Source organism: Actinomadura opuntiae (assembly GCF_030283205.1).
Taxonomy (GTDB): domain Bacteria; phylum Actinomycetota; class Actinomycetes; order Streptosporangiales; family Streptosporangiaceae; genus Spirillospora.
The window spans coordinates 362,260-374,371 of the sequence record NZ_JASNWF010000005.1 but is presented as its reverse complement, the minus strand read 5'-3'; the positions used below and the strand labels follow the sequence as shown (position 1 = coordinate 374,371).

The window sequence follows — 12,112 nt, the reverse complement described above, 5'->3', positions numbered from 1 at the left end:
TTAGATACTGGCAGTTAACACACGAACCTTGTGAGTCTCCCGACACACACGGAAGAAGTGGCCGAAGTCGGCCGCGACTGACCGCTTCCGGAACCCCGCCGGGGGTTGCGCCCCGGTCTGCGGCGCGTCGATCCGCCGGTCGCGGTGGCCCCGCCCACAATCGGGGTAGCGTCCGCGAAGGAGGAACGCCGATGAACCGCCGAACGCGACCCGCCGCGTCCAGTCCCCGCGACGGTGTGCGGCGGCGGCGCGGCCATCCCCTCTTCGCGCGCTTCTACGCCCGCGCCAGCCCCGCCATGGACCGCAGCGGCGGCACCGAGCACCGGCGGGCGCTCCTGTCCGGTGCCGCGGGACGGGTGCTGGAGGTCGGCGCCGGCGCGGGCGCCAACTTCGCGCACTACCCGCCCGAGGTCACCCGGGTCGTCGCCGTCGAACCCGAACCGCACCTGCGCCGCCTGGCCACGGCCGCCGCCGGCGCGGCACCGGTGCCGGTCGATGTCGTCGACGGCGTCGCCGAGCACCTGGACGTCCCCGACGGCGACTTCGACACGGTGGTCGCCTGCCTGATGCTGTGCTCGGTGACCGACCGGGCCGCCGCCCTGGCGGAGATGCACCGCGTGCTGCGCCCGGGCGGGCGGCTGCTCTTCTTCGAGCACGTCCGCGCGGAGTCCCCGGGCCTGCGCCGCGTCCAACGCACCCTGGACGCCACCGTCTGGCCGCTCCTGACCGGCGGCTGCCACCTCGCCAACGACACCGAGTCCGCGATAGAACGCGCCGGCTTCACCTACGAGCAGGTCACCCACATCAACTGGCCCGACTCGAGACCGTCCCTGCCCCAGACCCCGCACATCCTGGGCACCGCCACCCGCCTCTGATCCGGGCAGGCGTCAGACCGCGAGCAGCTCATCCTTGATCGACATCGACGGAGAGGACGTCGTGGGCGCCTCGCGGACCTCTTCACGGTTGTCCACCCCTCGACGGCACGTCCTCCCCGCGGCCCTAGGGATGTACTGCCGGTACACCCTTTGACCGTGCCTGGTTATGCCCTCTCACCTGGGGTTATCTAGAAAGCGCGGCGCCGGATGTGAAGCCGGTGCGCCCATTCCATGGCCATGGACGAGCGCCGCGCCATCAAGACCCTCCTCCAGCCGTAACGAGCCCGATGAAGGAGCACCAGGAAGTGAATCCCACCTACGACTTCTCCGGGCAGGCCGCCTTCGTCACCGGCGCCTCCTCGGGCATGGGCTTGGCCGCCGGCCGGGCCTTCGCCGCCTCCGGCGCCGCCGTTGCCCCGGTTGACGTCAACGCCGCCGCCGTCGAGCAGGCCGCCACGGAGCTCACCGGCGCCGGCCACCAGGCTCTGGCCCTGGCCTGCGATGTCACCGACGAAGACCAGGTCGCCGCCGCCGTCGACCGCACCGTCTCGGCCTTCGGGCGCCTGGACATGGCCTACAACAACGCCGGCATCCAGGCCCCTCCCGCCGACGCCGCCGACGAGACGGCCGCGGACTTCGACCGTGTCAACGCGGTCAACCTGCGCGGCATCTGGGCCTGCCAGAAGCACGAGCTGCGGCAGATGCGCGCCCAAGGCTCCGGCGCGATCGTCAACTGCTCCTCCCTGGGCGGGCTGGTCGGCCTGCCCGAACGCGCCGCCTACCACGCCTCCAAGCACGGTGTGATCGGCCTGGCCCGCAGCGCCGCGGTCGAGTACGCCTCCCGGGGCATCCGCATCAACGCCGTGTGCCCCGGCGTCATCGAGACCCCGATGGTCGCCGACATGCTGGAAGGCCAGGCCGAGGCCATGGCCGAGATCATGAAGCAGCAGCCCATCGGCCGTCTGGGCACCGCCGACGAGATCGCCGACGCCGTCCTGTGGCTGTGCAGCCCGGCCGCCGCCTTCGTCGTCGGCGTCGCCCTGCCCGTGGAGGGCGGTTTCACCACCCACTGAGATCGCCCTCGCAGCTCAGGCAGGCGGCCAGGCCGCGGTCGAGGCGGCGGCCCATGGCGATGCCGATGGTTCAAGGCTTTCGGGTGAGGTGGATGGGGAGGGCGGTGTGGCCTCTTAGGGTCAGGCGGTTTTGGCGGGTGGGCGGGGCGGCGGGAGAGAGGGCGGGGTAGCGGGCCAGGAGGCGGGGGAAGGCGATGGTCGCTTCCAGGCGGGCCAGGGCGTTGCCGAGGCAGATGTGCGGGCCGGCGCCGAAGCTCAGGGGTTTGTTGTCGCGGCGGGACGGGTCGAAGCGGTCCGGGTCGGGAAAGCGGGACGGGTCGCGGTTCGCGGCGCCCAGGAGAAGGACGACTTCGCTGCCTTCCGGAATGGGAGTGCCGGCGATGGTGAGGTTTTCGGTGCGGGCCGTCCGGGTGGTGATCTGGACGGGGGAGTCGTAGCGGAGCACTTCTTCGACGAATCGCGCGGCGGGGAGTTCGCCGGAGCGCAGGGCGGACGCGGTTTCGGGGTGGTCGAAGAGGAGGGCGAGGCCGTTGCCGAGGAGGTTCGTGGTGGTCTCGAAGCCGGCGACGAGCAGCAGGACGAGGTTGGCGAGCAGTTCGTCGTCGGTGATCCGGGCGGTGACCAGGGCGCTGACGAGGTCGTCGCGGGGATGCGCGCGGCGCTCGCGGATGAGCGCGGTGAAGTATTCGCCGAGTTCGCGGGCGGCCGATTCGGCGGAGGCGGAACGCGACGTGAGGGCGGGCAGTTCCAGTGCTTCGGTGAGGTCGGTGGCGAGCGGGCGGAAACGGTGGCGGTCGGACGGGGGGACGCCGAGCATTTCGCCGATGACGGTAATGGGCAGCGGGAAGGCGAACCGGTCCATGAAATCGACGGGGTCGCCTTCGAGGCCGTCGAGCAAGGACTCCACAGCGGTTTCGATCGCGGGGCGCAGGGCGGCGACGCGGCGGGGCGTGAACACCTGCGATAGCTGCGAACGCATGCGTCCGTGATCGGGTGGATTGGCCCACAGGATCGACCGGCTCATCGAGGGGATATCCGGGTTCGAGGGTGACGATGAGCGGGGCGAGGGGCCGAAATCGGGATTGCGGAGTACCTGGTCGACGGCGGCGTAGCCGGGGACGAGGAACCAGGTGTCGTCTATTGCGGAGACCGGCCCGAGTTCGTGGGCTTCGGCGTAAAGGGGGAACGGGTCGGCGCGTCCGGCGGGTGAGGTCAGGGCTTCGACGATGGACGCGGCGCTCCTCGTCCAGGAGACGGTGAGCGCGTCGCGGCGGCCGATCGTCCGCAGGCGGGCGGCGATGGCGTCCTGGACGCGCCGGAGCCGCTCTTCGTTCTCGGCTTCGGCGTGCAGCGTCAGTTCGTCGCGGCCGGCGCGCAAGGTGCAGCGTCCCCAGGGCAATTCGATGGTGCCTTCCGCATCCGACCATTCGGCGGGCCCCGTGTGGTGCCGGAGACGGTCGGTGTGCTTGCGCAATTGGGTGAGATAGCGGGTGGCGCGGTCGGTACGGACGCTGGCTCGTGATGTCGGCATGCCCTCTCCCGATTCAAAGGGGTACTCAACGGCGACGACGCCTAAGGGACGTTTCCGTTCAGGCGTCTCGGCGGGTGGTGAGGACGAGTCCGGCCGCGACCGCGGCGGCGGCGTAGAGGCAGAACACGCCGAAGCCCGTCCAGGGGCCGAGGGCGACGGCGTCGCGGTGCGCGGCGATGTAGATCTGGTCGCCCGACTGCATCGGGATGTAGGGGCCGACGGTGTCCTTCCAGGTCCGCGGCAGCAGGTCCAGCAGCAGCGGGGGCACGAAGAGCAGGCCGAACAGGGCGGCGATGGCGCCCGCCGAGGAGCGCAGGACGGCGCCGAGCCCGAAGCCGAGCAGGCCGAGCGCGGTCAGGTAGAGGCCGCCGCCCGCCACGGCGCGCGCGACGCCGGGGTCCGACAGCGACGTCCCGGCCAGCGTGTGCGCGGGCAGCGCCGCCTGGAAGGCCAGGTAGGCGGCGAACGTCGACGCGGTGGACGCCACCAGCGTGAACCCCGCGAGCACCAGCGCCTTCGCGGCGAGGACGGCGCGGCGGCGCGGGACGGCGGCGAGCGTCGTGCGGATCATGCCGCTGCCGTACTCGCCGGTGATGACGAGCGCGCCGAGGACGCCGAACGCGATCTGCGACAGGTGCAGCCCCGCCAGCGCGACCTGGACGGCGTCGACGCGCGCCCGCTCGCCGGACCCCAGCCGGGGCGCCAGCACGGTCGCGGTCAGGACGGCGAACCCGATGTTGGCGGCGAACGCGGCCAGCAGCACCCAGAGGGTGGAGCGGACGGTGCGCAGCTTGCACCACTCGGCGCGCACGATGCCGGTGAAGCCCGCGGCGTTCATGACGCGGCCGCCTCGGACCGGTATTCGGCGGCGTCGCGGGTCAGTTCCATGTAGCGCTCCTCCAGCGACGTCCGCTGCGGCGACAGCTCCAGCAGGCCGAGGCCGCGGGTGCGGGCGAGGTCGCCGATCTCGCCGGCGGTGGCGCCGGTGACGCGGAGCGCGCCGTCGGTGCCGCGGGCGACGGTCGCGCCGCGCGCGGCGAGCAGCCCGGTCAGCGCGTCCGGTTCGGCGCAGCGGACCCGGACGTGGTCCTCGGCGAGCAGGTCGGCGATGCCGGTCTCGGCGATGAGCCGGCCGCGGCCGATGATGACGAGCCGGTCGGCGGTCAGCGCCATCTCGCTCATCAGGTGGCTGGACAGGAACACGGTGCGGCCCTGGCCGGCCAGCGACCGCAGCAGCGTCCGGATCCAGGCGACGCCGTCGGGGTCGAGGCCGTTGACGGGCTCGTCGAACATCAGCACCGGCGGGTCGCCCAGCAGCGCGGCGGCGATGCCGAGCCGCTGCGCCATGCCGAGCGAGAACCCGCCGACGTTCTGCCGGGCGGCGGAGGCGAGCCCGACCCGGCGGAGCACCTCGTCCACCCGCGAGCGCGGGAGGCCGTTGCTCAGCGCGAGCCACATCAGGTGATTGCGCGCGGACCGTCCGCCCGCGACGGCCCGGGCGTCCAGCAGCGCCCCGACCTCCAGCAGCGGGCGCCGGTGGCCGGTGTAGGGGCGGCCGTTGACGGTCACGGTGCCCGCGGTGGGCGCGTCCAGCCCGAGGATCATCCGCATGGTCGTCGACTTCCCGGCGCCGTTCGGGCCGAGGAAGCCGGTCACCGAGCCGGGCGGGACGGTGAACGACAGGCCGTCCACCGCCGTGACGGCCCCGTAGCGCTTCACGAGCCCGTCCGCCTCGATCATCAGTGCCCGCCCATCTCGATGACCCCGGTCAGGTGCAGTACCGCGACCAGGACGACCACGGCCGCGGCGGCGGCGAGGGCGAGCAGCGTGCGGCGGCGCGACCGGCCGGCGATGGCGGGGCCGTCGCCGCGCTCGGTGTCGGGGTGCGAGGGCAGGTCGGGCATGGCGCGTCTCCTTCGGCGAGTTTTGCGAGACATAGTGTCACGCAAGCGGCATGCTGTCTATTCAGAGATCGTCATGGCCGCGTCCGCTTGCGGCGCGGCGGGGCCGGGCGTCCAATGAGGGGGTGACCAGGTTTCTGCGCATCGAGGACGACGTCGCCGGCGCCCGCACGGCCTTGACAATGAGTGAGCGCTCACTCAAGCTGGGAACGAGCACGCACCCAGCCCTGGAGGCACCCATGTATCCCGAGCTCAACGGCAAGGTCGTCGTCATCACCGGTGGATCGCGCGGCATCGGCGCCGGCACCGCCCGCGCGTTCGCCGCCGAGGGCGCCCGGGTCGCGGTGCTCGGACGCGACCGGGACGCCCTCGACGGGGTCGCCAAGGAGACCGGCGGCATCGGCGTGGTCGCGGACGTGACGAGCCTCGCCGCGATCGAGGACGCCCGCCGCCGCGTCGAGGCGGAGCTCGGGCCCGCGGCCGTGCTCTGCGCCTTCGCCGGCGGCGGCATCGCCCGTCCCGGCCCGACGGCCGCCATGACGCCGGAGGAGTGGCACTCGGTCGTGGACGGGAACCTGACCGCGACCTTCCTGACGCTGAAGAGCTTCCTGCCGGGCATGCAGGAGCGCGGCGCCGGCTCGATCGTCACGATGTCGTCCTCGGCCGGGCGGATGCCGTCGAACCTGCCGAACGGCGGCGGGCGCGACCTCGGCAACCCGTGGGGCGCGCCGGTCGCCTACGAGGCGGCCAAGGCCGGGATCCAGGCGCTGACCAGGCACGTCGCCGCCGAGATGGGCGAGCACGGGGTGCGGGTGAACTGCGTCGCGCCCGGCACGATCCGCACCGAGCGGACCGGCCGCTTCATGCCGCAGGACGTGCAGGACCGGGTCGCCGCCGCGCACCCGCTCGGCCGCCTCGGCGAGATCCGCGACGTCGCCGGCGCCGCCCTGTTCCTCGCCTCCGACCAGTCGTCCTGGCTCACCGGCCTGACCCTCGACATCGCCGGCGGCAAGGTCATGCTGTGACCGCGACGGCGCCGCGCGGGACGCGGCGCCGTCGCCCGCGGCTCAGATGACCAGGTTCAGCGCGAGGACGAACGCCAGCCCGCAGACCGAGATCACCGTCTCCATCAGCGACCACGACCTGATCGTCTGCCCGACGCTCAGCCCGAAGTACTCCTTGACCAGCCAGAACCCGGCGTCGTTGACGTGCGAGAAGAACAGCGAGCCGGCGCCGACCGCGAGCACCAGCAGCGAGGTGTCGCCGGTGCTCAGCCCGGTGACGAGCGGGGCGAGGATGCCGGAGGCGGTGACGGTCGCCACGGTCGCCGACCCGGTCGCGAGCCGGATCAGCACCGCGACCAGCCAGCCGAGCAGCAGCACCGAGACGCCGCTGCCGTCCACCCAGTCCGCGACGATCTTGCCGATGCCGGTGTCGACGAGCGTCTGCTTGAAGCCGCCGCCGGCCGCGACGATCAGCAGCACGCCGGCGATGGGCGGCAGCGACCGCTCCAGCGTCCTGGTGATCGTCGAGCGGTCCATGCCGGCGGCGCCGCCGAGCGTGAACATCGCGACGACCACCGCGATGAGCAGGGCGATCAGCGGGGTGCCGAGGTTGTCCAGGACGGTGTAGAGCCCGGTGCCCTCGTCCAGCACGATGTCGGCGAACGCCTTGAGCAGCATGAGCACGACCGGCAGCAGCACGGTCGCCAGCGTGAGCGCGAACGACGGGCGGCGCCCGCCCCGCGCGTCCTCGGCGGCCTCCTCGCCCTCCTCGGTCTTCGCGCCCTCCGCGTCCTCGGCGGTGGTGAACAGCTCGGGCGGCCGGACGTCCACCCAGCGGCCGGCGAACCGGGCGAACACCGGGCCGGCGAGGGCGATGGTCGGGACGGCGATGAGCACGCCGAGGCCGAGCGTGACGCCGAGGTCGGCGTGCAGCGCGTCGATCGCGACGAGCGGACCCGGGTGCGGCGGGACGAACCCGTGCATCGCCGACAGCCCGGCCAGCGCCGGGATGCCCACCGCGATGATCGACAGCCCGGAGCGGCGCGCCACCAGGTAGATCACCGGCATCAGCAGCACGAGCCCGATCTCGAAGAACATCGGCAGCCCGATCAGCGCGCCGACCAGCGCCATCGCCCAGGGCAGCGCGCGCCGCCCGGACCGTCCGACGAGGGTGTCGACGATCCGGTCGGCGCCGCCGGAGTCGGCCAGCAGCTTGCCGAACATCGCGCCGAGCGCGATCAGCGCGCCCACGCTGGAGGCGGTGTCGCCGAACCCCTTGCCGAAGCTCTTGACGGTGTCGGCCATCGCCAGTCCCGCGACGGCCCCGACCAGCAGCGAGCCGAGGGTGAGGCTGAGGAAGGGGTGCAGCTTGAAATAGGTGATCAGTACGACGATCAGCGCGATGCCGACCAGCGCGGCGGCCACCAGCCGCCCGCTGGACGCGGCCGGTTCCGCGGCCAGCACGATCGAGTGCATGTGCGGTCATCCTCCTCGGTGGCGGGCTGGGGGACCCCAGGGGGTGGGGGATCGGGCGCCACCCGCCGAGTGCACCTTATTGACCAGCCGTAATCAAGAGGTCGAGCGGAAAAAACATACCTTTGACATCGCGGTGTGCCCGCATCGAGGCAATCATGTGATGATTGGCGGCATGGTGGCAGACAGTCGGGCCGGCTTGCACGGCAGCGTCGTCGACCGGCTCGGCGTGCAGATCAGCTCGGGGGACGTCCCGGCGGGCGCGGTGCTGCGGATCGAGCAGCTGGAGGCCCGGTTCGGGGTCTCCCGCTCGGTGGTCCGGGAGGCGATCCGGGTGCTGGAGTCGATGGGCATGGTCACCAGCCGCCGCCGCGTCGGGATCACGGTGGCGCCGCGCCGCTGCTGGAACCTGTTCGACCCGCAGATCATCGGCTGGCGGCTGGCCGGCCCCGGCCGCGACGAGCAGCTCCGCGAGCTCGGCGAACTGCGGCGCGGCCTCGAACCCGTCGCGGCCCACCTGGCGGCGCAGCGCGCCACCCCCGCGCAGTGCGGCACGCTGACCGGCGCCGTCATGCAGATGGCGGTGCACGGCAAGGCGGGCGACCTGGAGGCCTACCTCGAGGCGGACGTCCTGTTCCACCGGACGCTGCTGGAGGCGTCCGGCAACGAGATGATGGGCGCGCTCAGCGGGGTGGTCGCGGCCGTGCTGGCGGGCCGCACCCGCCACCACCTCATGCCCGCGCACCCGGAACCGGCCGCGATCCGCTGGCACGCCGAGGTCGCCCAGGCCGTCCAGGCGGGCGACGCGGGGGCCGCCGAGCGCGCCATGCGCGACATCGTCGACGAGGCCACCCGCGCCATGCTCGACCCCTCCGAGACCTGACCCGCGCCCGGCCGTCGATACTGGGATCATGACTCTTCCGCTGAGCCCGGACGAACTGCTGACCACCACCCGTACGGTGCGCAAGCGCCTCGACCTGGCCCGCCCGGTGCCGATGGACCTCGTGCGCGAGTGCCTGGAGATCGCCGTCCAGGCGCCGAGCGGGAGCAACCGGCAGGGCTGGCACTGGATCGTCGTCACCGACACCGAGAAGCGGAAGGCGATCGGCGAGTACTACCGGCGCGCGTTCGCCGCGTACGCCGCGTCCGGCGGCACGGCCGCGAGCCTGTACGCCGGCGACCCGGACCGCGAGCAGGTGCAGCGCCGGGTCGGCGACAGCGCCGCCTACCTGGCCGAGCGGATGGGCGACGTGCCGGTGCTGGTGATCCCGTGCCTGCGGCTGCACGGCGGGAAGCTGCCGGAGGGCAACCAGGCCGGGCTGTGGGGGTCGCTGCTCCCGGCGGTCTGGAACTACGCGCTGGCGGCGCGGGCGCGCGGCCTCGGCACGGCGTGGACGACGCTGCACCTGGCCTACGAGCAGGAGGTCGCGGACGTCCTCGGCCTGCCGGACGACGTGCGGCAGGGCGCGCTCGTCCCGACCGCGTACTACACCGGCGAGACGTTCCGCCCCGCACCGCGCGTCCCGCTGGAGGAGATCCTCCACGTGGACCGGTGGTGAGCCGCAGGTAGTCCGGAGGATGGGCGGCCCGCCGCGCTAGCGGCGGCGCCGCCTGCGGACGTCGGCGAAGATCGCCTCGGAGATCGCGGTGGCGGCCTTCTCCGGGTCGGCCGCCGGGCAGAACGGCTGGAACCAGCGGGCGATCGGGTGGCCGCGGCGGTTGCGGCGGGGCCGCTGCCAGTGCCAGTACAGGCCCGCGTCCCGGTCGCCGGCCGGGTCGCCGGGCGGCGGCAGCAGCCACACGGTGCGCCCGACGTAGGGCTCGACCTGCACGCACTGCGCCGAGACCGCCATCGGGGACGGCGGGTCCGGCGGCGCGGGGCTCTCCCACGGGCCCGAGGTGCGCAGGCCGAGGGCGGCGAGCCGGGACATGAGCCGGCGCGCGTACTCCTGCGCCCCGTCCGGGCCGGCGCCGCCGTCCGCGCCCCCGCCGTCCGCCGCCGCGCGTCCGCGCGGGACGGGGTGCCGGGGCTCGGCGAGTGCGCTCATCGTCATGCGGGCTCCCGTGACCGGTGGCGATGTCTGACGGCCAGGTCGGGCGACGCTGACTCCTTGCGAAAGACATTCCTACGCGTCGCGCAGTGTGTCAAGCGCTTCATGTCAATTGACACGGCGCCCGGCGCATAATGATCATTTGCGCGCGATAAAGATCGCCGGGCAAAAGCTGCATAATGCGGGTTGCATCGTGTGATGACCGCGGTGTAGACACGGAGCATGACTCCCGGTGACGACGGGCCGGTGCTGTCGGGCTGGCTGCTCGGCAATGCGCTCGCCAATGCCCGCAAGGCGTCCGGAGAGTCGGTGGCCGGTATCGCCAAGGATCTCGGCGTCCATCCGCAGACCGTCAGACGGTGGGAGAACGCCGAGGTCACGCCCAGTGTCATCGTGCTGCGCGGGCTCTGCGCGCATTACGGAGTTCCGCCCGACAAACAGGACGAACTAGAAGAATTGCGCGATCGGGCCAGCCGGCCGGGCTGGTGGAACGGCAACGGGGACTGGCCCGACGCCACCGCCGAACTGCTCGGCATGGAGATGGCGGCCGTCCGCATTCGCGCCTGGGACCTGACCGCAATTCCCGGCCTCCTGCAGACCCCCGAGTACGCCCGGCAGGTCATCCAGGCCGTCGACCCGAGCGTCTCGCCGCCCCGCGTGGACTCCGGTGTCGAGCTGCGGATGGGGCGGCAGGCCGCGGTGTTCGGCGGCTCGGTCCGCGAGGCCGTCTTCATGATCGACGAGAGTGCGCTGCGGCGGATGCCGGGCGGGCCCGCGCTGCGCCGCGCGCAGATCGCCCGCCTGCTGGTGCCGCCGCCCGCCGCGACCATCCAGGTGATGCCGTTCGGCGCCGGCCCGCACCCCGCGCTCGGCTCGTTCATGGCCTTCGACTTCGACTCGCCGGTGATCGGCGCCGGGGTGTTCGTCGAGGGCTCGGTCACCGGCCGCTCCCGGGTCGAGACCGGAACGGGCGTCGCCCGCTACGAGCAGGTCTGGGCCTGGCTCCAGGCCAAGGCGCTGACCCCGAAACAGACGACGGAGTTCCTCGAGAAAGAGATGGAAGGGATTACCCCGCATGAGGAATCGTGATGTGATCACCCCCGGGACCTGGCGGAAATCGTCGCGGTCGAATGCCGCGCAGGACGCCTGCGTTGAGGTCGGCGGCGGCGACCGGGTCATCGGAGTCCGCGACACCACGGACCGCGACGGCGGCACGCTGGTGTTCGACGACGCGAGCTGGCGCGAATTCGCCGACCGGGTGAAGGCGGGCCGTTTCGACCTGTGAGCGCCTGACGAGGGACGAAAGGGCACCCGGGGACGCCGTCGCCGGGTGCCTCCCCCCATTTCCCCGATCCTCCCCAAGGAAGACGATGGACAGCCATTCCCACCCCAAGGGCGCATCGCGAAGCGGTCCCGGCGTCGCCTCCGCGGGACGGATCTACGACTACTTCCTCAATGGCCGGCACCACACCCCCGCCGACGAGGAGGCCGCCCGCAAACTGCAGGAGAAGGTTCCGGAACTGCATTACATGGCGCAGGCCAACCGCATATTCCTGCAGCGGGCGGCGGGCGTCATCGCGCGGGCCGGCGTCGACCAGTTCATCGACCTCGGCTCCGGCATCCCGACCGCGTGGAACACCCACGAGGTCGTCCAGGTCGTCCACCCGGACGCGAAGGTCGTCTACGTCGACAACGACCCCGTCGTCCTGGACATGTCGCGCGACATGCTCCGCCGCAGCGGCGAGACCAACGTCGCCTACGTCGATGCCGACATCGCCGACCCCGCGTCCGTCCTCGGCGACGCCGAGGTGCGGCGGCTCATCGACTTCGACCGGCCCGTCGGCTACATGCACGTCGCCATCTGGCATTTCGTCGACCCCGGCCAGGACCCGTGGAAGCTGCTGCGCCAGTACCTCGACGCGGTCCCGTCCGGCAGCTACCTCGCCCTGTCGCACGTCACCGCCGACGGGCAGCGTCGCGACAAGATCGAGCGGTTCAACGAGGTCTACCGCAACGTCACCGCGCGCCTGAACTTCCGGACGTTCAAGGAGATCGACCGGTTCTTCGACGGCTGGGAGTACCTCCCGCCGCACGAGGACGCCCCGCCCGGCCTGTCCTACGTCGACGTCTGGGGAAGCAAGAACCCCGCCGAGGTCGACCCGTCGCACACCTGGATCCCGGCGGGCGTGGCCCGCAAGCCCTGA

General features: G+C 72.4%; 14 protein-coding genes. 8 read left to right on the top strand and 6 right to left on the bottom strand.

Going from position 1 to position 12,112, the window contains the following annotated elements:
- Positions 1-191: 191 nt before the first annotated feature.
- On the top strand, positions 192-875 hold the full coding sequence (locus QP089_RS13125) for a class I SAM-dependent methyltransferase (RefSeq protein ID WP_285911829.1): 684 nt from the start codon (positions 192-194) through the stop codon (positions 873-875).
- Between the two features lie 305 nt (positions 876-1,180).
- The gene (locus tag QP089_RS13120; RefSeq protein WP_285911828.1) at positions 1,181-1,948 is read left to right on the top strand and encodes a glucose 1-dehydrogenase; all 768 of its coding nucleotides are present in this window, start codon (positions 1,181-1,183) and stop codon (positions 1,946-1,948) included.
- A gap of 70 nt (positions 1,949-2,018) precedes the next feature.
- Here the strand turns inward: QP089_RS13120 and QP089_RS13115 are convergent, their stop codons facing one another.
- From QP089_RS13115 to QP089_RS13100, 4 genes are read right to left on the bottom strand one after another with little or no spacing between them, the layout of a single operon-like run.
- Positions 2,019-3,479 carry a cytochrome P450 gene (locus QP089_RS13115; protein WP_285911827.1) on the bottom strand — a complete coding sequence of 487 codons (1,461 nt, stop codon included), beginning with the start codon at positions 3,477-3,479 and terminating at the stop codon, positions 2,019-2,021.
- 58 nt (positions 3,480-3,537) lie between these two features.
- Positions 3,538-4,317: an ABC transporter permease gene (locus QP089_RS13110; RefSeq protein ID WP_285911826.1), complete on the bottom strand. Its 780-nt coding sequence runs from the start codon at positions 4,315-4,317 to the stop codon at positions 3,538-3,540.
- Positions 4,314-5,219 (bottom strand): ATP-binding cassette domain-containing protein, encoded by a 906-nt coding sequence (locus QP089_RS13105; protein ID WP_285911825.1) that lies wholly within the window; start codon positions 5,217-5,219, stop codon positions 4,314-4,316. Before QP089_RS13105 ends, QP089_RS13110 begins: the two co-directional genes overlap by 4 nt.
- Positions 5,219-5,383 carry a hypothetical protein gene (locus tag QP089_RS13100; protein ID WP_285911824.1) on the bottom strand — a complete coding sequence of 55 codons (165 nt, stop codon included), beginning with the start codon at positions 5,381-5,383 and terminating at the stop codon, positions 5,219-5,221. The genes QP089_RS13105 and QP089_RS13100 overlap by 1 nt, the downstream gene beginning before the upstream one ends.
- Positions 5,384-5,619: 236 nt before the next feature.
- On the opposite strand from QP089_RS13100, the gene QP089_RS13095 reads away from it, so the two are divergent.
- Positions 5,620-6,405, top strand: a complete 786-nt coding sequence (locus QP089_RS13095) for an SDR family NAD(P)-dependent oxidoreductase (RefSeq protein ID WP_285911823.1) — start codon at positions 5,620-5,622, stop codon at positions 6,403-6,405.
- 42 nt (positions 6,406-6,447) lie between these two features.
- Here QP089_RS13095 and QP089_RS13090 read toward each other — a convergent pair whose 3' ends face one another.
- Positions 6,448-7,860, bottom strand: coding sequence for a GntP family permease (locus QP089_RS13090; protein WP_285911822.1), 1,413 nt, complete (start codon positions 7,858-7,860; stop codon positions 6,448-6,450).
- 172 nt (positions 7,861-8,032) lie between these two features.
- Between QP089_RS13090 and QP089_RS13085 the strand changes: the two genes are divergently transcribed.
- Positions 8,033-8,740 (top strand): FadR/GntR family transcriptional regulator, encoded by a 708-nt coding sequence (locus QP089_RS13085; protein WP_285911821.1) that lies wholly within the window; start codon positions 8,033-8,035, stop codon positions 8,738-8,740.
- A gap of 28 nt (positions 8,741-8,768) precedes the next feature.
- Positions 8,769-9,416 carry a nitroreductase family protein gene (locus tag QP089_RS13080; protein ID WP_285911820.1) on the top strand — a complete coding sequence of 216 codons (648 nt, stop codon included), beginning with the start codon at positions 8,769-8,771 and terminating at the stop codon, positions 9,414-9,416.
- Positions 9,417-9,452: 36 nt separating this feature from the next.
- Here QP089_RS13080 and QP089_RS13075 read toward each other — a convergent pair whose 3' ends face one another.
- A complete protein-coding gene (locus QP089_RS13075; RefSeq protein WP_285911819.1) occupies positions 9,453-9,911 on the bottom strand; it encodes a hypothetical protein in 459 nt (152 codons plus the stop codon).
- A 219-nt stretch (positions 9,912-10,130) separates the two neighbouring features.
- On the opposite strand from QP089_RS13075, the gene QP089_RS13070 reads away from it, so the two are divergent.
- From QP089_RS13070 to QP089_RS13060, 3 genes are all read left to right on the top strand, one after another.
- Positions 10,131-10,997 carry a helix-turn-helix domain-containing protein gene (locus QP089_RS13070; RefSeq protein WP_285911818.1) on the top strand — a complete coding sequence of 289 codons (867 nt, stop codon included), beginning with the start codon at positions 10,131-10,133 and terminating at the stop codon, positions 10,995-10,997.
- On the top strand, positions 10,984-11,193 hold the full coding sequence (locus QP089_RS13065) for a DUF397 domain-containing protein (protein ID WP_285911817.1): 210 nt from the start codon (positions 10,984-10,986) through the stop codon (positions 11,191-11,193). Before QP089_RS13070 ends, QP089_RS13065 begins: the two co-directional genes overlap by 14 nt.
- An 85-nt stretch (positions 11,194-11,278) precedes the next feature.
- Positions 11,279-12,112 (top strand): SAM-dependent methyltransferase, encoded by an 834-nt coding sequence (locus tag QP089_RS13060; RefSeq protein ID WP_285911816.1) that lies wholly within the window; start codon positions 11,279-11,281, stop codon positions 12,110-12,112.